Raw genomic sequence first — 20,658 nt, 5'->3', positions numbered from 1 at the left:
GTCCATGCGTGACTGGTCACAACAATGCGCGACCGTCTCTGAACGAGCCGTACCGGCTCCCTCGGGGATGAGCTGGAGCTCCGCCCTGGGGATGAACCAGAGGCGCCTGTGGTCTGGGCACAATGGCGCCGTTTCGACGGCAATAGGGGAAGGCCAAAGGTGCTCGACCTAGTGGGGCTCGGGAAACGCTTCGGGGAGAAGGTCGTTTTGCGCGACCTGTCGTTCTCCGTCGCGCCCGGGCAGATGTTCGGCTTCGTAGGCACCAACGGGGCCGGGAAGACGACCACGATGCGCATCGCGCTCGGCGTCCTTGCGAGCGACTCCGGCGAGGTGCGCTGGCAGGGCCGCCCCGCGGACGCCGCCGTGCGCCGGCGCTGGGGCTACATGCCCGAGGAGCGCGGCCTGTACGCCAAAATGCGCATCCAGGACCAGCTGGCCTACTTCGCCGAGCTGCACGGCATGGCGCGCTCCGACGCCCGCCGCTCCGCCGCGCACTGGCTGCGCACCCTCGGGGTCTCGGGCGCGCCCGGAGACCGCCTGGAGACGCTCTCGCTGGGCAACCAGCAGCGCGTCCAGCTGGCCGCGGCCCTGGTGCACGACCCGGAGCTCCTGGTGCTCGACGAGCCGTTCTCCGGCCTCGACCCGGTGGGTGTCGACGTGATGGCGCAGGCGCTGCGCAGCCGCGTGGAGCAAGGCGTCTCGGTGGTGTTCTCCAGCCACCAGCTCGACCTGGTCGAGCGCCTGTGCGACGCGGTCGGGATCATCAAGGACGGCGGCATGCACGCCGTCGGCACGGTGCGCGAGCTGCGCGGCGACCACCGCGCGGTGCGGTACCGCGTGGCGGTCGACGCCCCCGCGGACGAGGACTGGGCGGCGGCCCTGCCCGGCGTCACGGTGCTGTCCCGGGACGCGGCCGGCACGCTGGTCGAGCTCGGCACGGGCGTCAGCGAACAGACGCTCCTGGACGCGGCCCGCGCCGCCGGCCGGGTGCGCGCGTTCGCGCCCGTGGACCCGTCCCTGGCCGAGCTGTTCCGGGAGGCGGTCACCGCGACCGCCCCCGCCCCCACGGCGGACTCGCCGTACGCGCACCTGGAGGCCCACGCGTGAGCACCGCACCCACCACGCGGACGGCCCCCGCCGCCGAGTCGCGGGCGCGCTTCTGGCACGCGGTGCGGCTGGTCGCGCGCCGCGAGTTCACCGAGCGGATCCGCGACCGCGGGTTCCTGATGTCGGTCGGCGTGATGCTGGCCATCCTGCTGGCCGCCGTCGCCATTCCCGCGGCCGTCGGCCGCGGCGGGGACGGCGAGTACAAGGTGGCGTTCTCCGGGCCGCAGCAGGCCCAGCTGGGGAACGCCGCGACGGCCCAGGCGCGGCTCCTGGACGTCGACCTGACCGTGGCGACGTTCCCGGACGCGGACGCGGCGCGGAAGGCGGTCAAGGACGGCGACGCGGACGCGCTGGTCGGCGACGGCCGCATCACCGTCAACCGCGAGCTGCCCGACAAGCTCGCCGCTGTGCTGCAGAGCGCCTACGCGAGCGTCGAGCGCGGCAACCGGCTCGCCGCGCAGGGCTTCGACGTCGCCGCCGTCGACAAGGCGCTGGAGTTCCAGCCGCTGGCCAAGCAGACGCTGGACCCGGACGCCGACGAACGCGAGGCGCGCAAGGGCATCGCCGTACTCGGCACGATCATGCTCTACGGCATGCTCATGCTCTTCTGCATGTGGGTCGCCAACGGCGTCGTGGAGGAGAAGTCCAGCCGCATCGTCGAGATCCTGATGGCGACCGTCCCGGCCCGCGCGCTGCTCACCGGCAAGATCATCGGGATCGGGCTGCTGGGCCTGCTGCAGATGGCGCTGACCGCCACGGTCGGCCTGACCGCGGCCAGCGCGGTCGGCACGATCGACCTGACCGCCGCCATGGTGTACCCGGCGGTGCTGGTCGTCGCGTGGTTCGTGCTGGGCTACGCCATCTACGCGTGCATGTTCGCGGCGGCCGCCTCACGCGTGTCGCGCATGGAGGACCTGCAGAACGTCATCACGCCGATGACGACGGTGCTGATCTCGTCCTTCTTCATCGCGATCTCGCTCGGCCAGTCCGACAACACGTTCGCGCGCGTGCTGGCCTACATCCCGCCGTTCTCGGCCATGCTGCAGCCCATCCAGACCGCCGGCGGGGACCTGGCGGTGTGGCAGAACCTGCTCGCCGCGGCCCTGTCGGTACTGGCCCTGTTCGGCCTCGTGGGCGCCGCCGCGCGCATGTACGAGGGTGCCGTGCTCCGTACCGGCGGCAAGGTGTCCCTCAAGGACGCCTGGGGCACCCGCTCCTGACCCGCGACGACCCGGAGGGCCCCCTCCCGCCGCACGGCGGGAGGGGGCCCTCCGGGTCGTCGCGGGTCAGCCGCGCCGCGCCGCCACGCGGGCCTGGCGCGCCGCGAGCCGCTCGTCGAACTGCGCGGCCTTCTCGCCCAGCAGCTCCAGGAACACCGCGAGCTCCTCGCGGGCCTGCTCGCCCTCCGGGCCGAAGTCGGTGCGCTCCATCACCTTGAGGTTGCGGAGCACCGGCTGCAGGACGTCGTCGTTGTGGATGCGCAGGTTGTAGACGCCGCCCACGGCGATCTTCAGGGACGCCCGCTCGAAGCCGGACATGCCGTGGCCCGGCATGCGGAAGCCCGTCACCATGTCGGTCACCGCGCGCATCGCCTGGTCGGGCGCCAGCTCGAACGCCGCCTTCAGCAGGTTGCGGTAGAAGATCATGTGCAGGTTCTCATCGGTCGCGATCTTGGCGAGCAGCTGCTCGGCCAGCGGGTCGCCGCACTCCTTGCCGGAGTTCCGGTGCGAGACGCGGGTGGCCAGCTCCTGGAACGTCACATAGGCGACGACGTGGAGCGGGTTGTCCATGTGGTCGCCCTGGTAGCCCGCCTCCATGTGCTCCATGCGCGAGCGCTCGAGCGCCACCGGGTCGACCGCACGCGTGGCCATCAGGTAGTCGCGGATCGCGATGCCGTGCCGGCCCTCCTCGGCGGTCCAGCGGTGCACCCAGGTGCCCCACGCGCCGTCCCGGCCGAACATGTTGGCGATCTCGAAGTGGTAGCTCGGCAGGTTGTCCTCGGTGAGCAGGTTCAGCGTCAGCGAGATCCGGCCGACGTCCGTGAGCCCGGACTCCTCGGGGCGCCACGCCTCGCCGCCCATCACGCCGTCGAAGTCCCGGCCGCGGGACCACGGCACGTACTCGTGCGGGAACCACTCCTTGGCGACGGCCAGGTGCCGGTCGAGTTCGACGGCGACGACCTGCTCGAGCTCCTGCAGCAGGGCGATCCCGGTCGGTTCGGGCGCGGTCAAGGTCACGGGGGACTCCAAGCGTGGGTACGGCGACAAGCGCAGCAAGGGGACGCAGCGGCTTTCGACAACTCGGGCACAGGGTGCTCGGGCACAGGGCTGCGTCGGCCGCACGCCGTCCGGCATGGGGGCGCAACGCGTTCCTACGATGTCGTAACTTACGACACCGTAGGTTGTCGAGGGCGGTGCGGGCAACCGTGCACTACAGGTACGTCGTATTACGTGGCCAATGATTTTTTCGCACCGGCCGTCGGACGGGTACGGCCCGGCTCAGGCCGCCGCGGTCTCGCCGGTGAAGCCGATCCGCACGATCAGGCCGCCCTCGGGGCGCGGCTCCGCCTCGATCCAGCCGCCGTGCGCGCGCACGACCGACCGCACGATCGACAACCCCAGGCCGACGCCCTTGTCGCTCTCGGTGCGGTCCCCGCGCATCCTGCGGAACGGCTCGAACAACGCCTCGACGTTGTCCGGCGGGATCACCGGGCCGCTGTTGGCCACGGTGAGCAGCGCGGTGCCGTCCACGGTGGACGTCGACATCTCCACCCAGCCGTCGGGCACGTTGTAGCGCACCGCGTTCTGCGCGAGGTTCAGTGTGACCCGCTCCAGCAGCACGAGGTTGCCGGACACCGTGGCGTCACCGAAGTCGCCGCGCAGCTGGACACCGCGCTCGCCCGCCTCGCCGGTCAGCTGCTCCATCGTGCGCCCCGCGACCTCGGCCAGGTCGACCGGCTTGCGGTCGGTCAGTTCGTTCTCGCTGCGGGCGAGCAGCAGCAGGCCCTCGATGAGCCGCTCGCTGCGCTCGTTGGTGGCCAGCAGCTTGTCGCCGAGCTCGCGGAGGTCCGGTGACACTTGGGGGTCGCCGAGCGCGACCTCCAGGAGCGTGCGGTTGATCGCCAGCGGGGTGCGTAGCTCATGCGACGCGTTGGCGACGAACTTGCGTTGTGAATCGAACGCGCGGTCCAGGCGCTCCAGCATCTCGTCGAACGTGTCGGCGAGTTCCTTCAGCTCGTCGTCCGGACCGTCCAGGTCGATGCGCCGGTGCAGCCCCGAGCCGCCGGTGCCCGCGACCGCACGCGCGGCCGCCGTGATGCGCCCGAGCGGGCTCAGCACGCGCCCGGCCATCAGGTAGCCGAAGCCGAAGGCGATGACGGACAGCAGCATGAGCGCGAGCAGCGATTGCTGCAGCAGCGAGTGCAGCACCAGGTCGCGGTTGCTGACCTGCTGCTGCTGGAGCATCTGCTGGAACGCGTCCGGCGAGATCTGGTCGCCGGCGGCGTTGCGGATGACCACGTCGCTCTTGAACTCGATGCGCGGCGGCTGCTGGTCGGCGAGCTGCCGGCCGACCAGCAGGTACACGCTGCCCAGCAGCAGCACGCCGGCGATCAGGAACATGCCGCCGTACAGCGCGGTCAGCCGCATGCGGATCGACGGGCGCAGCCAGTCCGGCGCGTAGCTCATCCGCGACGAGTAGCCCGTGCCCGGGTCGGCGCCCAGCACCAGGCGACGCGCCGACGGGGCCCGGGTGGGCTTGGGCGGCGCGCCGGGTCGCGGCGGGCGGGTGGGGCGGGGCGGGTGCTGCGGGCGCTGGGGGGCGGACCCGGTGGAGGGCCGGGGTGCTGCGTGCGGTTTGTCGTTCACGCGGCGTCGCCGATGCGGTACCCGGCGCCGGGCACCGTCATGATCACCGCGGGCTCGCCGAGCTTGCGGCGCAGCGTCATGACGGTGACGCGGACGACGTTCGTGAACGGGTCGGTGTTCTCGTCCCACGCCTTTTCGAGCATTTGTTCGGCCGAGACGACGGAGCCGTCGGCGCGCATCAGCACCTCGAGCACCGCGAACTCCTTCGGCGAGAGGTGGATCGGCAGGCCGTCGCGCACCACCTCGCGGCGGTTCGGGTCGAGCCTGATGCCGGCCCGCTCCAGGACCGGCGGCAGCGCCGTCACGGCGCGTCGGCCCAGCGCGCGGACCCGGGCGGTCAGCTCGCTGAACGCGAACGGCTTCGGCAGGTAGTCGTCGGCGCCCAGCTCCAGGCCCTCGACGCGGTCGCTGACGTCGCCGGACGCGGTCAGCATCAGGATCCGGGTCGGCAGGCCGGTGTCGATCACCGCACGGCACACGTCGTCCCCGTGCACGAGCGGCAGGTCGCGGTCGAGCACCACGACGTCGTAGTCGTTGACGGCGACGCGCTCCAGCGCGGCCTCGCCGTCGTACACGACGTCGACGGCCATGGCCTCACGACGCAGGCCGGTCGCCACCGCGTCGGCAAGGAGCTGCTCGTCCTCGACCACCAGAACCCGCACCGCGTGTCCCTTTCGACTTTTTACTGATTCGACTTTTTTACCGAGTTTGGACCGTCGGCCGCCGCCCGCGGCCGGGCGTTCGCCGTGCCTCGAGGGGCGGCGCCGACGGTGCCTCCATCTTCCCCCGGGGCCCGGTAAAGCGTCGGTAAGCGCACCCGCCGCCCGATATGCCGCACCCTTCGGATTCGCCCCGCAGCGGAGTGCGACGAGGCTCACACCTGCACACGCTCCGGCGGTTTTCGGGGCGTGGGACCAGGGGTAGGACAACCCAAACCGGCGACCATTCGAGTCACTTGGGGCCCCACATGGACGAGTTCACCGCCGATGTGCTGCGTCGGATACGAGAGACGGAACAGGCCTTGAAACAGGCCTTCGACAACGGCGACGACTTCCTGGTCGAAGTTCAGCAGGAGGAGCTTCAGGACCTGGTGCGGATGGCCTCGGACCACGGCGTGCAGGTGCTGCCCGAGAGCGCCTGACCCGACCCGGGCACGAAGCACAGCCCGCGCACACCGCTGCGCGCACGCGCACAGGATGCGCACAGGAACCGACAGCAGGACCACGGGGGTGCCGCTCCCCCGGCGGACGCGACCGGGCGTCGGCCGGGGGGTTGTTGTTTGCGGGACCACCCCGCCACCGCGATACGAGGGGCCGCCGCGGCGGTCAGTCAGGCGCCGAGTTGTTCGAGCGTCGCGGCGAGCTCCTCGTACAGCGGCGAGGCCGCGCCGACCACGAGGTTCGACCCGTCGTCCTCGACCCGCAGCACGCCGACCGAGGCACCCGCCTCGGCGGCGATCAGCCCGCCCGCGGCCACGTCCCACGGGTTGAGGCCCCGCTCGTAGTAGGCGTCCACCCGGCCGCACGCCAGCGCGCACAGGTCGATCGCGGCCGAGCCGTAGCGGCGGATGTCACGCACCGCCGGCAGCAGCTGCCGCACCACTTCCGCCTGCCGCGTACGGCGCTCCACCGTGTACCCGAAGCCGGTGGCCACCAGCGCGCGGTCCATGGGGATGCCCGTGTTGGCGCGCACCGCGACCCCGTTGCGGAACGCCCCGCCGCCGCGCACCGCGTGGAACGTCTCGCGCTGCGTGGGGACTTCGACGACACCGACGATCGCGCCGTCGGCGTCCTCCGCGGCGATGGACACGCACCAGGCCGGCAGCCCGTACAGGTAGTTCACGGTGCCGTCGATCGGGTCGACGACCCAGCGGATCCCGCTCTCCCCGGCCTCGCCCGCGCCCTCCTCGCCGAGGAACCCGTCGTGCGGGCGGCGGGCGCGCAGGAAGTCGACGATGAGCTTCTCGGCGGCCGTGTCCATCTCGGTGACGACGTCGGTGGGGCTGCTCTTGGTCGCGGCGACCCCCAGGTCGGCGGGCCGGTCGACGAGCAGCATGCCGCCCGCGACACGGGCGGCCGACAGCGCGAGCTCGAGCAGGTCCGCGGTTTCCGCTTCCAGGTGCTTGGTGGTCACCCGGCCATCCTGTCAGCAGGCCGGGCGGCCCGCGCGGCCGTGTCAGCGAGGGGCGTCCAGCAGCGCCTCGCCGCGGCGCCCGTCGCCCGTACCGCGCGGATCGGGGCAGCAGCCGACCGGGCAGACGTCGTGGCTCGCGCCGAGGGCGCCGAGCGCGCAGCGGGCCGGCGTCCCGCCGCGGAGCGCGGCGGCACGCTCGAGCAGCAGTTCGCGGACGGCGGCGGCGAACCGCGGGTCGGCCCCGGTGGTCGCCGCGCGGGTGACGGGCAGGCCCAGGTCGGCGGCGGTGCGGGCGGCCTCGGTGTCGAGGTCGTAGACGACCTCCATGTGGTCGGACAGGAACCCGATCGGCACCAGGACCGCGGCCGGGACACCGTCCGCGTGCAAGGCCGCCAGGTGGTCGTTGACGTCGGGCTCCAGCCACGGCACCTGGGGCGGGCCGCTGCGGCTCTGGAAGACGAGGTCCCACGCATGCTCACGGCCGAGCGCCTCGGCGACGCCCTCGGCGACCAGGCGGGCGGTCTCCTGGTGCTGCGTCACATAGGCGTTCCCGCCGGGCCCGGAGGTCGCGGCCGTCACCGTGGGCACCGAGTGCGTCGTCATCACCAGGCGCGCGCCCTCGCGCACGGCCTCGGGCAGCCGCGCCAGCGCCTCAAGCGTGTGGTCGACCAGGGGCTCCACGAAGCCGGGGTGGTTGAAGTAGTGGCGCAGCTTGTCCAGCCGCGGCGCCTGCGGGCCGGCCTTCGCCCGCGCGGCGATCAGGTTCTCGTGGTACTGCCCGCAGCCGGAGTAGGACGCATATGCGCTGGTCACCAGGACGGCCGCGCGGCGCACCCCGTCCTCGGTCATCCGGCGAAGGGTGTCGTCGAGGTAGGGCCGCCAGTTGCGGTTGCCCCAGTACACGGGCAGCGCCGGCCCGTGCGCGGCGAACTCCTTCTCGATCGCGGCGATCAGCTCGCGGTTCTGCGCGTTGATCGGGCTCACGCCCCCGAACAGCGTGTAGTGCGCGCCCGCTTCCGCCAGCCGCTCGGGCGGGACGCCGCGCCCGCGGGTGACGTTCTCCAGGAACGGGATGACCTCGTCGGGCCCCTCGGGGCCGCCGAAGGACAGCAGGAGCAGCGCGTCGAAGGGCGCCGGGTCCGCGGAGGTGGCGTGCGCGTCGTGCATGGGTCCGATCCTCCCACTGCTCCCGCCGCAGATCCGCCCACCACTCGGTCGGAACGGGTCTTCCCGTGCCAGGTGACCGACGGGTAATGTCCGGGCATCCCATGCAGGAGGCCCCCGGCACCGGTCCGCCTCCGCCCCTTGGAGGACCTCGTGAGCACGTCCACCCCCACGTCCTGGAAGAACTGGGCCGGCAACCAGTCCGCCCGGCCCCGGCGTGTGGTCACACCCCGTTCCGCCGAAGAGGTTTCCGCGCTGGTACGCCGCGCGGCCGAGGACGGGCTGCGGGTGAAGGCCGTAGGCGCCGGCCACTCGTTCACCTCGGTCGCGGTCACCGACGGTGTGCTGGTGCGGCCCGAGGGGCTGACCGGCATACAGGCGGTGGACGCCGAGGCCGGCACCGTGACCGTCGCCTCCGGGACCCGCCTGGAAGACTTCAACACGATGCTCGCGCAGCGCGGGCTCGCGCTCACCAACATGGGCGACATCGCCGTGCAGAGCCTCGCTGGCGCGACCGGCACCGGCACGCACGGGACGGGCCGCGCGTCGGGCGCGCTGTCCGGCCAGATCCGCGGGATGGAGATCGTGCTCGCGGACGGCGAGATCGTCACCTGCTCCGCGGACGAGAACGCCGAGCTGTTCGCCGGCGCGCGGGTCGGCCTCGGCTCGCTGGGCATCGTCACCGCGCTCACGTTCGCGGTGGAGCCCTCGTTCCTGCTGGAGGCGCACGAGGAGCCGATGGGCCTCGACGAGGTGCTCTCGCGCTTCGACGAACTGTCCACGGACAACGAGCACTTCGAGTTCTACTGGTTCCCGCACACCGACAACTGCAATGTGAAGCGCAACAACCGCAGCGCGGGACCCGCCAAGCCGCTGTCCCGTGCCCGCTTCCTGCTGGACGACGAGCTGCTGTCGAACGGCGTGTTCGGGCTCGCCTGCAAGGTCGGCAAGGCCGCGCCCAAGGCGATTCCCACCATCGCACGGATCTCCAGCAAGGCGCTGTCGGCGCGCAGCTACACCGACACGTCGTTCAAGGTGTTCACCAGCCCGCGCCGGGTGCGGTTCGTGGAGATGGAGTACGCGCTTCCGCGCGAGGCGCTCACGTCCGCGCTGCGCGAGGTGCACCAGCTGGTCAACAACGGGGACGAGAAGGTGTCGTTCCCCGTGGAGGTGCGCATCGCGCCGTCGGACGACATGTGGCTGTCGACCGCGAGCGGGCGCGACAGCGCGTACATCGCGGTGCACATGTTCCGCGGCACTCCGCACGAGCGGTACTTCACCGCCGTCGAGAAGATCATGACGGCGCATCAGGGGCGGCCGCACTGGGGCAAGCTGCACACGCGCGACGCCGAGTACTTCGCCGAGGTCTACCCGCACTTCAAGGAGTTCACCGCGCTGCGCGACCGGGTCGACCCGGACCGCCGGTTCGGCAACGACTACCTGCGGCGGGTGCTGGGCGCCTGACGGCCGCGAGGCGGCCGTCAGGCGGTGGTCTCAGCCGTTCCGCGCCCCGTCCGGCGCGTCCGGCTGTCCGCTCTGGCGGCCGCCGGTGGACGGGGAGTCGGCCTGCCCCGTCGGCGGCGCGCTGCTCGTCGGCGGGGAGGTGGTCGGCGACGTCGGAGGCGCCGACGTCGGCGGCGCGCTGGTGGGCGGCGGCGGGCTCGCGCTGCCCGTGGGGTCGGGGCCCCGGGTCGGCGACGTTGGCGTGCCGCTGGACGTCGGCTTGTCCTCGCCCTGCGAGGGCGTGGAGCCTTCCCGCGGCGTCTTGTTCTCGCGCGTGCCGTCGTCCTGCTGCTGGTGCCCGGAGCCGCCTCCTCCGCCGATCTGGGTGATGGACGGCCGGTCGTTGCCGTTCCCGAACAGGCTCGCGAACGACCGCCCGGTGCCCACCTCGACGACGGTGATCGCGGTCATGGCGATGGCGAACACGGCCAGCGCGGCGACGGCCGAGCGGACCAACCACGTTCTGCCACGGGCCGGTTCGGCGGTCGGCGCCGACGGGGCTTGGGTGCCATAGGTGTTCGGGTCGAACACAGGCAGCACACGGGTCTTCTCCAGGTCGGGCGGCAGCGGCGCGTTCGACACCGCGTTCGACGGTGTCGCGATGTAGGCGCGCGCGTCGCGGAGTTGGTCTCCCGTGCGCCTGAACACGTGTACGTACACCGCACTTCCGACGGTCGCCACGACGCTCGCGATGGCCGCGCCGATCACCGTGCCGGCGACGCCGAGGGTGGACAGCAGGAACGCCGACGAGACCGCCGCGAGCGCGCTGGCCGCCACCTGAGTACCGTTCAGATCGACGCGCCTGCGCTGGCGTTCCCGTTCGGCGGTGCCGGGTTGGTCGGGCCTGTCGTGCATCACACTCCTCGTTCGCGCCGGTCCCGGCGCAAAGGGGGTGAATCACGACTTGCCAGGACTCTTCTGCTGTCTCAGACCACCGGCACCACCTCGCGGGTTCCGTTTCCGGCGATCTTGTGAGGAAGCTCACCGGGGGCGGCCGAAATATTTCGCCCGGATGTGGACGCGTCGTTACGGCGCGGTGCGGCCCGGCCGCGCCCCCAAATGGAGTACTGTTCACGCGAGGTTCCGGAATGACCTGCGTGGAGGGGGGAAGCGACCGATCGTACGTGATCGGACACCCGCAAATCAGATACCGCACTCCAGCGGCTGATTCCTCTGGAACCGCCACTCAGGGAGCAACCACGACATAACGGTGTGATCGGTACGAATATCCGACACGCCGGGACAAATCGGTCAGGTTGTGGCACGCCGCCACTGGGCAAGTCACACTCGTAACGGGAGCATCGACGCAGGTGACGTCGGCAGGCACCACCCGGGAGGTCCCCATGCCCGAACTGCGTGTCGTGGCCGTCAGCAACGACGGCACACGGCTGGTGCTGAAGGCTGCCGACGGTACCGAGTTCAGCCTTGCCATCGACGAGCGCCTGCGCGCCGCCGTGCGCGGCGACCGGGCCCGGCTCGGCCAGATCGAGATCGAGGTCGAGAGCCAGCTCCGGCCGCGTGACATCCAGGCGCGTATAAGGGCAGGCGCGACAGCCGAAGAGGTCGCGCAACTGGCCGGCATCCCCGTGGACCGTGTCCGCCGCTTCGAAGGACCCGTGCTCGCCGAGCGCGCCTTCATGGCCGAGCGCGCCCGCAAGACCCCCATCCGCCGCCAGGGCGAGTCCGCCGGACCGCTGCTCGGCGAGATCGTCACCGAGCGCCTTCACCTGCGCGGCGCCGAGTCCGACTCGGTGCAGTGGGACTCGTGGCGGCGCGACGACGGCAGCTGGGAGATCCTGCTGCTCTACCGCGCCGAAGGCGAGATGCACTCGGCCAGTTGGAGCTTCGACCCGCCCCGCCGCCTCGTCACCACGAACGACGACGAGGCGCGTTCGCTCGTCGGCGAGCACACCGGCGCACCCGAAACCCCGTTCCCGTTCCGCCCGCGGCTGGCCTCGCTCCCCCGCAACACCGGGGACGACGCGATCACCAGCCTGCTGGACGCGGTGCCCGGGCTGCGCGGCGAGTCGGCCGGCGCCGGCCCGCGCGAGCCGATGCGCATCGACGTACCGGCGATCGGCGGCGAGCGGCCCCGTCCGGCCCCGGTGCCGGACGACGACGACGAGCCGGAGGCCCCGCCCGCCGCGGCGGCCGCCGCCGGTGCCGCCCCGTCGGCGGGTTCGGCGTACGAGAACGTGCTCGTGCCGCGCGTCGTGGGCCCGCACCGCGACCGCCTGATCGGCGCCACCGACCGGCAGGCGGAGGCCGACGGCGTGCGCCCCGGCCGGCGCGCGACGGTGCCGAGCTGGGACGAGATCGTGTTCGGCAGCCGCCGCAAGAAGCGCGAGTAGCGGCTGTCCGTGAGACCTGGTGGGGTGGCGCGGTGCGCCACCCCACACGTGTGTCCGGGGTCCGAGGTGATCTGACCGGGCGTCAGGCGGACTGCCGTCCCGACCTGATCGGCGGACATCGCCGGATTTATCGCGGCCCGTCAGCCGACGTCCGGGGGCACGCCGCAAAAATCCCTGATCGCTTCCCCACGTAACATGCGGGGCCTACTGTGTCCGCAACGGTGCTCTGTGTCGCTCTGGCGATTGCTCCGGTCACTGCTCCGGGGACGGTGGGGGAATGGGCGTTGGGACAACGGATCGGGTCGGCCATCAGGACGAGCGCGTACTGCTCGCCGAGGTCCGCGTGCTGTTCGGCGCGGTAGACCCGTGGCTCGCGCGCTTCTCGCGGGACGTGGCGGAGCGCCTGCCGGTCCCCGCGCCGCCGCAGCCGCCGCACCACCGGGAGCCGTGACGGGCTGGGGCGTCGCCGACGATCCGCCTCAGGTGCTGACGTTCGACGCGGCCACGCTGAAGGTGGTCGTCGAGGTCTTCCGGACCGGACCGCGGCGCCGCATCCTCGGACAGCTCACCGTGCCCCGCAGGGTGTGCCTGGAGGTTCGGCACGCCGAGGGCGTCCGCACGGTCCTCACCGACGACCTCGGCCGGTTCGCCGTGGCGGATCTGCCGTCGGGGCTCGTGGGGTTCGTCGCCTTCACGGCGGCGGGGCGGTCAGAGGCGACGCACTGGACGGCCATCTGACGCCGGCCTGGCGTGTGCCGCTCCCCCGACCGCTCCCTGGTGTCCCCGGTGTTCCCTCAGGGCGTCATTCGCCGGTCGCCACCGGGCGGCTCGGGTCGGTGATCCAGCCGCTCCACGACGGCGCGTACAGCGCCGCCTCGATGCCGGCCAGCTCCATCGCCAGGACCGCGTGCGCCGCCGTGGCGCCCGATCCGCAGTAGGCCCCGACCCTCACCCCGGGGAGGGCGCCGACGGCCTCGTAGCGGGCGCGCAGCGCCGCGGCGGCCAGCAGGAAGAGGTTGTCGTCGTCGAGCGTGCCCGGCTCGGGCGCGTTGACCGCGCCGGGGATGTGCCCGGCGACCGGGTCGACCGGCTCGGTCTCGCCGCGGAAGCGCTCGACGGCGCGCACGTCGATCAGGACCGCGTCGTCGGCCTGGCCGTACTCGGCGGCCTGCACGGCGTCGAGCAGCGGCATCCCGCCCGGCTTCGCGGTGAAGTCCCCTGTGCCGGTCACCGGTTCGGCGGTCTCGACGGGCAGGCCGGCCGCCTGCCAGGCGCGGTAGCCGCCGTCCAGGACGCGCACCCGGGTGTGGCCGAAGTAGCGCAGCACCCACCAGGCGCGCGCCGCGCCGACACCCTCCGCGCCGTCGTACGTGACCACGTCCGTGTCCGTGGAGATGCCGAAGCGGCGCATCGCGGCCGTGAACGCGTCGGGGTCGGGCAGCGGGTGGCGGCCGTCCACGCCGGGCTCGGCCGACAGGTCGGCCTCCATGTCGGCGTAGTGCGCACCCGGGACGTGCCCCTCCAGGTACGCGGGGTGGCCGGGCGGGCCGCCCAGCTTCCAGCGGATGTCCAGCACGACCGGCGGGTTCGGCGAGGCGAGCGCGGCGGCCAGTTCGGTGGTGTCGATCACAGGGTTCACAGGCACCATCCTGCCCCCGCCGAGAGCCTGCCGCGGCACCCGGTCAAGCGTTTCGCGCGACCCGGCCACGGGACTTCGCTCCGCGGTGTGCCCGCCGCAGCCCGCGCCGCCGCAGCGGATCTCATCACGTAGAGTCGGAACCGCCGGGCCCGTCCGGGAGTTGATACCGCGTCACGCAAACGCAGCGGTGTCGGCACGGGCGGATTTCCAGTCACGCCCGGCGTCGACCATTCGAGGGGGTTCGCCACCATGGGCAAGCTTTTCAAGATCGTCCTGCCGGTCGCCATCGTCGCCGGTCTGGCCTCCGTCCTGCTGAAGCGCCGCAAGCAGGCCTGAGCCGCGGACTCGTGCCACAACCGTGAAGGGCGCCTCCCCGGTCTCGGCCGGGAGGCGCCCTTACGCGTCGTTCTTCCAGATGTTCCAGGTGCTCCGGGCGTTCTAGGCGTGCACTTCGAGCAGCGGGACGAGCTGCTCCACCGGCGTCATCGAGCCGTGCAGCCCCACCATGCGCGACTCGTTGGGCTCCCTGCGCGTCGCGATGATGGCGACGTCCGCCCACGGGGCGGCCACCACATCGCCGATGCGGTGGTAGACGCGCTCCTCGACCTCGCCGAACCAGCCCGCCTCGATGGCCTCGTCGCGCGAGAGCACCCAGCAGCTGTCGGCCAGCACGTCCTGCCAGATGGCGACGACGTCGGACACCGCGCCCGGCAGCGCGTACACGTGCCGCGCCCGGCCCTCGCCGCCCAGCAGCGCGACACCGGCGGACAGCTCCGGGTCGGTGTCGACGTCGATGCGGTCCTCCATCGGGATGTCGATCATCCCGTGGTCCGCCGTGACGTACAGCGAGCTCCCCGGCGGGAGTTGTTCCGCCAGCAGGCGCACCAGGCCGTCCACACGGGACAGCTCCACGCGCCACGCGTCCGAGTCGACGCCGTGGCCGTGGCCGGCCTTGTCCAGCTCGCTCAGGTACGTGTACACGAGCACCGGGCCCGGCTGCTTGAGCTGCTCCACCACGCCCTGCATGCGCACCGGGCCGCCCTGCACGCCGACGTACCGCCCGCCCTGCAGCGCCACCTGGGTGAGCGGCGTGCGCTCGAACATCGGGTCGGACACCTGCGCGACCCTGATGCCGGCCGCGGCGGCGCGCTCCATGAGCGGCGGATGCGGCTGCCACTCGCGCGGCGGCACGTACGGATCCCAGCGCAGCTGGTTCATCAGCCGCGCGTCACCCGGGATCGCGACCGTGTACCCGAGCAGGCCGTGCCCGCCCGGCGGCAGGCCGGTGCCGAACGACGCGAGGCTGGTCGCCGTGGTCGCGGGGAAGCCCGCGGTCAGCGGCTCGCCGCGGCCGCCCCACGCGCCGGGGATCAGCGAGGTCAGGAACGGCGCCCAGTCGGGGTGCGCCTTGAGCAGCTCCCAGCCCATGCCGTCGACCAGGAACACCACGGCGCGCTCGGTCTCGCGCAGCCCGAGGACGTTCCGCTCGCCGGGCATCCCCAGCGACGCGGCGACGGACGGGAGCAGGTCGGACAGCGCCCCGGTGCCGTAGCGCGGGACGGGTACGGGCGGCGGTTCCGGATGCCAGGCGGCGGCGCTCACCGGCCGGAGCCGGCGATGGCTTCGGACAGTCTGCGCGCGAACGCGAGCGTGCGCTCGACCGCGTCGGGACCGTCGGCGGCCTCGCTGACGCGCAGCGACAGGTCGTCCGCGGTCATCGCGCCGGTGTAGCCGTGGTCGACGTCGCAGTTCGGGTCCGCGCAGCCGGCCGGCTCCAGGTCGATGCGGCCCACCGCGCCCCAGCCGATGGTCAGGACGACCTCGCGCGGCGGCGCGCCGGGCACGTACTCGGCGGGGTTGCCGACGACGCGGCTGACGACGACCGACTCGATCCGGTCGACGCGCACGGTCTCGGTGGACGTGGTCGCGTACGGGGTCGGCGAGGTGTCGTCGGGAGCGTGCTCGTCCGTGTGGCTGACCAGGAACCGGCCGGGGGTGAGCACGAGGACGGTCACGTGCCGCCGGACCTCGTTGGAGTCGAACGTGGTCTCCTGGTGCACCAGGAACGCGTCGACCTGCTCGGTCCCGATCGTGGACTCGACCGCGTCGGCGACGAGGCTCGGGTAGTAGCCGCTGCGCTCGATGGCCGTACGCAGGCCCTGGGTCGAGGTGGTGGTCTTCGCCATGCCCCCATCCTGGCATCTTCGGCGGCACGTGTGCGCCATCCGTGCCCCGTCGCGCGTTGCCGCGCACGGCCGCGCCCTCCCGGCGGCGCGGCCACCAGGCCGATCCGCAACGCAAAGCATCGACGCTGTGACTCTTTGTCGATGTCTTGACAGTCCCCGTACGGGTGACGGAGGGGCACGATCGCGGACCCCCACGCGCGAAGCGCAACCGCGCGCCCTCTGCGCGCCCTCCCCCGGACTGGCGTGAACCTGTTGACTGTGCGGTGTGCAGGACGGACGGGGAGAACAGGGACGCACCGTTCGCGGTGAAACCCCGCCGGCCGGCACGAGCACCGCATCCGCGTCGGCGGGATCGGGGAAACCCGGCGTGGGGGCGGTCGGTCCGGGCGGGCCGGTCGGCATGATGCGCCGCCACGTGGAGGGCGTGCGCGGAGGGGCATGACGACAGGGTCGGCCGGAGGCCGCAGCGGCGGCGCGGGTGCCACGGCTCGGGGTGGCATCGGCGTCGCAGCGGCCGGGCCCACGGCGGTACGTCCGGATCGGGGCGTACCGCCGCGGCCCGCGGCTCAGTGCGGGTCGCGCATCGCCCGCGGCCCCAGGTCCGTCCGCATCGGCGGCCGCGAGAGCCGCACGCGCGCGTCGAGGACCCGCAGGCCCTCCCCCGTGACCACGACCGGGTCGAGCGTCACCGACGTGACCTGCGGCAGGTCGTCGGCCAACTGCGACAGGCGCAGCAGCAGTTCCTCCAACGCCTCGACGTCGACCGGCGGCGCGCCGCGGTAGCCGAACAGCACCGGCGCCGCGCGGATGTCGCGGACCAGGTCGGCGACGTCCTGGTCGGTCGCGGGGACGACGCGGTGCGCGACGTCCCCGAGCAGCTCGGACGCCGGGCCGGCGAGGCCGAAGCGCAGCAGCGCGCCGAAGGACTCGTCGTACGTCAGGCCCACCGTGGTCGCGACGCCGCGCGGCGCCATCTGCTGCACCACGAGCCGCGCCTGGTCGGGTCCGCCGAGGCGCGCCGCCATCCGCCGGAACGCGCGCCGCAGGCCGACCTCGGTGCCCAGGTCGAGGCGTACGCCGTCGAGGTCGACGCGGTGCCGCAGGTGTTCGGCGATGGTCTTGAGCACGACCGGGTAGCCGATCCGCTCGGCGGCGGCGACCGCGGCGTCCTCGTTGTCGACGCGGACGGCCGGGAGCGGGTGGATGCCGTAGCAGCCGAGGAGTTCGGCGGCCTCGCCGGGCGACAGCCCGGCCGCGTCGGCGGCGCCGAGCCGGGCGCGGACCAGGGCGCGCGCGGTGTCGGGCCGGACGTCCTCGAACTCGACGACGTCGCCTGCCGGGCGGCGGCGCCAGGCCGCGTAGCGGACGACCTCGGCGAGCGCGCGCACGGCGTTCTCGGGCGCCGGGTAGGAGGGCACGGAGCCGAGCGCGGGGACGCCGTCGACGTCCAGGCGGCGCAGCTGGGTGGGCAGGCCCTCGTGCGCGAGGTAGGTGGCCAGCAGCGGCTTGCCGACCTCGGCGGCGCGTTCGGCCATCTCGGCGATGACGGCCGCGACCTCGTCGCCCGACGTGGTCAGCGGCGGGATGAACACCGTGACCACGGCGTCGGATTCGGGTGACGCCAGCATGTCGCCGAGGGCCTTGCGGAAGTCCTCGGCGGTCGCCGACGTGGTCAGGTCGACCGGCCGCAGCGGCACGAGGCCGGCGCTCGTGCAGGCGTCCTGCGCGAGCAGTCCGAGCGAGTCGGAGTTGCCGACGATCGCGACCCGGTCGCCCGCGGGAAGCGGTTGGTAGGCGAGGAGTTGGGCGACGTCGAACATCTCCGCGACGGTCGGCACACGGATGACGCCGGCCTGCCGGAACAGCGAGTCGACGGCCTGGTCCGGCAGGGTCAGCGCGCGGGCGGCGTGCCCGAGCGGGACGCCCTGCGCGTGCCGCGCGCTCTTCACGGCGACGACCGGCTTGCGGCGCGCGACACGGCGCGCGAGGCGGGTGAACTTGCGTGGGTTGCCCAGCGATTCGAGGTGCAGCAGAACCACGTCGGTCGCCGGGTCGTCCTCCCAGTACTGCAGGAGGTCGTTGCCGGAGACGTCGGCGCGGTTGCCCGCGGACACGAACGTGGACAGGCCGATGCCGCGGTTGACCGTCGACTCCAGGATCGCGATGCCGAGCGCGCCGGACTGCGCGAACATGCCCACCCGGCCGCGGCGCGGCATGCGCGGCGACAGGCTCGCGTTGACGCTGACGTCCGGGTCGGTGTTGAGGATCCCCAGGCAGTTCGGGCCGATCACGCGCATCCCGTGGGCGCGCGCGGTGCGCACCAGGCGGCGCTGCAACGCACGGCCTTCGGGGCCGGTTTCGGCGAATCCCGAGGAGATGACGACCAGTCCGCGCACGCCGTGGCGGCCGCACTCCTCGACGACCCGCTGCACGGCCGGGGCGGGCACCGCGACGATCGCGAGGTCGACCTCGCCCGGGGCGTCGAGCACGGTGCGGTAGACGGGCACGCCCTCGATCGGCTCGTCGCCGGCCTTGGGGTTGACCGCGTACACGGGACCGGTGAAGCCGCTGGCGGCCAGGTTGCGCAGCAGCGTGTTGCCGACCGTGCCCTCGTTGCGGCCGGCGCCGATCACCGCGACGGACCGCGGATTGAGCAGCCGCGCGGTGGACCGGGCCTCGGCGCGGTGCTCGCGGGCGAGCATGACGGCCGTGGAGGTGTCGGTCGGCGCGAGGTCGAGGTTGAGGCGCACGACGCCGTCCTCGAAGGCGGACTGCTGCGTGTACCCGGCCTCGGTGAAGACCTTCATCATGCGCCGGTTGGACGGCAGGACGTCCGCGACGAACCGGCGGATGCCGCGCTCGCGGGCGACGTCGGCGATGTGCTCGAGGAGGACGGACGCGACGCCCCGGCCCTGCTGGTCGTCCTGCACCAGGAAGGCGACCTCTGCGGTCGACGAGCGCCCGTGCGGGCCGGTCTTCACCGCGCGGCCGTCCGGGCCGATGCGGTCGTAGCGGACGATCGCCACCATCTCGTCGCCGACGAACAGGCCGAGCCCTACACGGTCGACCCAGTCGTGGTTGGTGAAGTGCCGCACGTCGCGCTCGGACAGCCGCGGGTACGGCGTGAAGAACCGCAGGTACTTCGACTCGTCGGAGACCCGTGCGTAGAACGCGACGAGCCGGTCGGCGTCGTGCGGCCCCACCGGGCGCAGGTGGGCGGTCGCGCCGTCGCGCAGCACGACGTCGGCCTCCCAGTGCTCGGGAAAGGCCGGGGGCGCGGGCACCCGCCCGGTCGGCGGGGTGCCGGGCGCCGAGGGGTGCGGCTCGGTCGGCTCCACGCTGCCGACACTAAGCCACGGCCGGGCGGTTCAGCGAGGAGCCCGGCGCGCCCCCGCGCGTGGTGCGCGGCACGTGACGGTGCGTCGTGGGCGCGGCTGTCGGCCGGACCGCCGTCGCGCCCCCGGCCTCGCCGGGGACCACCCCGTCGGGGGCGATGGTCGTACGCACTAAAGTGCCGCCCGGCCTGCGACGTCGCGCGGTGGCCATCACCGCTGCGGGGCACGGGAGTTCCCGGGCCGTCCCGCAGCGGCAGGCTCCGGCTGTGGCTAGCGTGGAAGGGGCGGTCGGGTCGAGACCACGGGGGGCACGATGCCGGGCATGTCCGCACGACCGAGGACGCCGTGGGTCGCTGTCGCATGCGTCGCCGTTCTCGCGGCGGCCGGATGCGGCCAGGGCGGGGTGCGGGCCTCGGGGACCACGCCGTCGCCGAGCGGTGCGTCGGTCGCCCCCGCGGACAGCGCGCCCGATACGCCGGCGTCGCCGTCGCCCTCGTCGCCGTCGTCCGCGCCGGCCTCGGTCGCGCGCGTCGGCCCCGAGGAGTTCCGCGCGGCGTTGGCCGCCGTCGACGCGCAGATCGCCCCGGGAATGGCCGCGGTCGAGGCCGCGGGAACGCCGCAGGCGCTCGCCTCGGCGTTCACGGACGCCGCCCGGCGCGCCGGCGCGGCGCGGACCGCACTGGCGGCCGTCACACCGCCCGAGGCTGCCGAGGCCGGCGCCCGGACGCTGACGGCGGCGTTGTCGGGCCTGGAGAAGGACCTCGACGGCCTTTCCGGATCGGCGCGTTCGGGGCGGCTATGCACGGGGGCGTCCGGCATCCCCCGGGCGTCGAACCTGCCCGGCGCGCAGGCGGTGCGCGACGCGGCGGCCGCGCTCGCGGCCGTGGACGGGGCGTACCGGGTCGGGTCGTTCGTCCCCGAGCGGCAGGACGAGCCCGGCCGGCGCGGTGCGAACGGCAGCCTGGGCGGCGGCCGGCGCGGCGGGCCCGGCGAGCTGACCGTGAAGAACGCCGACGGCGCCGGGGACGCCGTGGTCGAGCTCACCAAGGGCGACACGATCGTGCGCGAGCTGTACGTGCGCGCCGGCGCGACGGTGACCGTCGACGGCATTCCCGACGGCAAGCTGACGGCGTACTACACGACCGGCACGGACTGGGACCCGGACGGCAAGCGCTTCAGCCGGGACTGCCGGTTCCAACGTTTCGACGAGACCCTGGACTTCGAGACGAAGGGGTCGCAGTACATGGCGTACACGCTGACGCTGTACGCGGTCGCGGGCGGCAACGCGTCGAAGACCGACGTGTCCGCCGACCAGTTCCCGTCGTGATCGGTGTCACCGCGCGCGACCGGCCCGACACGGCAACGTATCTGATA

The 20,658-nt window shown here is 73.2% G+C and carries 18 protein-coding genes; 8 read left to right on the top strand and 10 right to left on the bottom strand.

Annotated elements, in window-relative coordinates:
• Positions 1 to 159: 159 nt before the first annotated feature.
• The gene (locus QI554_RS21425; protein ID WP_281471780.1) at positions 160 to 1,107 is read left to right on the top strand and encodes an ABC transporter ATP-binding protein; all 948 of its coding nucleotides are present in this window, start codon (positions 160 to 162) and stop codon (positions 1,105 to 1,107) included.
• Entirely contained in the window at positions 1,104 to 2,327 is a 1,224-nt protein-coding gene (locus QI554_RS21420) for an ABC transporter permease (protein WP_281471779.1), read from the top strand. The genes QI554_RS21425 and QI554_RS21420 overlap by 4 nt, the downstream gene beginning before the upstream one ends.
• 66 nt (positions 2,328 to 2,393) lie before the next feature.
• Here the strand turns inward: QI554_RS21420 and QI554_RS21415 are convergent, their stop codons facing one another.
• The 3 genes from QI554_RS21415 to QI554_RS21405 all read right to left on the bottom strand — a co-directional run bounded on the left by QI554_RS21415 (position 2,394) and on the right by QI554_RS21405 (position 5,635).
• Positions 2,394 to 3,344 (bottom strand): acyl-ACP desaturase, encoded by a 951-nt coding sequence (locus tag QI554_RS21415; RefSeq protein ID WP_281471778.1) that lies wholly within the window; start codon positions 3,342 to 3,344, stop codon positions 2,394 to 2,396.
• Between the two features lie 261 nt (positions 3,345 to 3,605).
• Positions 3,606 to 4,793: a sensor histidine kinase gene (locus tag QI554_RS21410; RefSeq protein ID WP_281471777.1), complete on the bottom strand. Its 1,188-nt coding sequence runs from the start codon at positions 4,791 to 4,793 to the stop codon at positions 3,606 to 3,608.
• Between the two features lie 176 nt (positions 4,794 to 4,969).
• Entirely contained in the window at positions 4,970 to 5,635 is a 666-nt protein-coding gene (locus QI554_RS21405) for a response regulator transcription factor (RefSeq protein WP_281471776.1), read from the bottom strand.
• 305 nt (positions 5,636 to 5,940) lie between these two features.
• Between QI554_RS21405 and QI554_RS21400 the strand changes: the two genes are divergently transcribed.
• Positions 5,941 to 6,114 (top strand): hypothetical protein, encoded by a 174-nt coding sequence (locus tag QI554_RS21400; protein WP_281471775.1) that lies wholly within the window; start codon positions 5,941 to 5,943, stop codon positions 6,112 to 6,114.
• 188 nt (positions 6,115 to 6,302) lie between these two features.
• Here QI554_RS21400 and QI554_RS21395 read toward each other — a convergent pair whose 3' ends face one another.
• Positions 6,303 to 7,106: an inositol monophosphatase family protein gene (locus QI554_RS21395; RefSeq protein ID WP_281471774.1), complete on the bottom strand. Its 804-nt coding sequence runs from the start codon at positions 7,104 to 7,106 to the stop codon at positions 6,303 to 6,305.
• A gap of 42 nt (positions 7,107 to 7,148) precedes the next feature.
• The gene (locus tag QI554_RS21390) at positions 7,149 to 8,273 is read right to left on the bottom strand and encodes a ferrochelatase (RefSeq protein ID WP_281471773.1); all 1,125 of its coding nucleotides are present in this window, start codon (positions 8,271 to 8,273) and stop codon (positions 7,149 to 7,151) included.
• A 150-nt stretch (positions 8,274 to 8,423) separates the two neighbouring features.
• Here QI554_RS21390 and QI554_RS21385 point away from each other — a divergent pair, with 150 nt between their 5' ends.
• On the top strand, positions 8,424 to 9,734 hold the full coding sequence (locus QI554_RS21385; protein WP_281471772.1) for a D-arabinono-1,4-lactone oxidase: 1,311 nt from the start codon (positions 8,424 to 8,426) through the stop codon (positions 9,732 to 9,734).
• A gap of 30 nt (positions 9,735 to 9,764) precedes the next feature.
• On the opposite strand, the gene QI554_RS21380 is transcribed toward QI554_RS21385, so the two are convergent.
• Positions 9,765 to 10,628 (bottom strand): hypothetical protein, encoded by an 864-nt coding sequence (locus tag QI554_RS21380; protein WP_281471771.1) that lies wholly within the window; start codon positions 10,626 to 10,628, stop codon positions 9,765 to 9,767.
• Between the two features lie 455 nt (positions 10,629 to 11,083).
• On the opposite strand from QI554_RS21380, the gene sepH reads away from it, so the two are divergent.
• From sepH to QI554_RS21365, 3 genes are all read left to right on the top strand, one after another.
• Complete coding sequence (gene sepH, locus QI554_RS21375; RefSeq protein WP_281471770.1) at positions 11,084 to 12,124, top strand: septation protein SepH; 1,041 nt, start codon at positions 11,084 to 11,086, stop codon at positions 12,122 to 12,124.
• A gap of 277 nt (positions 12,125 to 12,401) precedes the next feature.
• Complete coding sequence (locus QI554_RS21370; protein WP_281471769.1) at positions 12,402 to 12,575, top strand: hypothetical protein; 174 nt, start codon at positions 12,402 to 12,404, stop codon at positions 12,573 to 12,575.
• Positions 12,572 to 12,862: a hypothetical protein gene (locus QI554_RS21365; RefSeq protein WP_281471768.1), complete on the top strand. Its 291-nt coding sequence runs from the start codon at positions 12,572 to 12,574 to the stop codon at positions 12,860 to 12,862. Before QI554_RS21370 ends, QI554_RS21365 begins: the two co-directional genes overlap by 4 nt.
• A 64-nt stretch (positions 12,863 to 12,926) precedes the next feature.
• Here QI554_RS21365 and QI554_RS21360 read toward each other — a convergent pair whose 3' ends face one another.
• The 4 genes from QI554_RS21360 to QI554_RS21345 form a co-directional block, all read right to left on the bottom strand.
• The gene (locus tag QI554_RS21360) at positions 12,927 to 13,772 is read right to left on the bottom strand and encodes a sulfurtransferase (protein WP_281471767.1); all 846 of its coding nucleotides are present in this window, start codon (positions 13,770 to 13,772) and stop codon (positions 12,927 to 12,929) included.
• A gap of 429 nt (positions 13,773 to 14,201) precedes the next feature.
• On the bottom strand, positions 14,202 to 15,365 hold the full coding sequence (locus QI554_RS21355) for an alkaline phosphatase family protein (protein WP_281471766.1): 1,164 nt from the start codon (positions 15,363 to 15,365) through the stop codon (positions 14,202 to 14,204).
• Complete coding sequence (locus QI554_RS21350) at positions 15,362 to 15,949, bottom strand: DUF5998 family protein (protein WP_281471765.1); 588 nt, start codon at positions 15,947 to 15,949, stop codon at positions 15,362 to 15,364. The genes QI554_RS21355 and QI554_RS21350 overlap by 4 nt, the downstream gene beginning before the upstream one ends.
• 566 nt (positions 15,950 to 16,515) lie before the next feature.
• Positions 16,516 to 19,233: a bifunctional acetate--CoA ligase family protein/GNAT family N-acetyltransferase gene (locus QI554_RS21345; RefSeq protein WP_281471809.1), complete on the bottom strand. Its 2,718-nt coding sequence runs from the start codon at positions 19,231 to 19,233 to the stop codon at positions 16,516 to 16,518.
• Between the two features lie 373 nt (positions 19,234 to 19,606).
• Between QI554_RS21345 and QI554_RS21340 the strand changes: the two genes are divergently transcribed.
• Positions 19,607 to 20,611 carry a hypothetical protein gene (locus tag QI554_RS21340; protein WP_281471764.1) on the top strand — a complete coding sequence of 335 codons (1,005 nt, stop codon included), beginning with the start codon at positions 19,607 to 19,609 and terminating at the stop codon, positions 20,609 to 20,611.
• The last annotated feature ends 47 nt before the right edge of the window (positions 20,612 to 20,658 follow it).

The sequence above is a fragment of the Yinghuangia seranimata genome (genome assembly GCF_029953285.1).
In the GTDB taxonomy this organism is placed as follows: Bacteria; Actinomycetota; Actinomycetes; order Streptomycetales; family Streptomycetaceae; genus Yinghuangia; species Yinghuangia seranimata.
The sequence above is the reverse complement of the archived record's forward strand: the minus strand, read 5'-3'. Positions and strand labels throughout refer to the sequence as shown.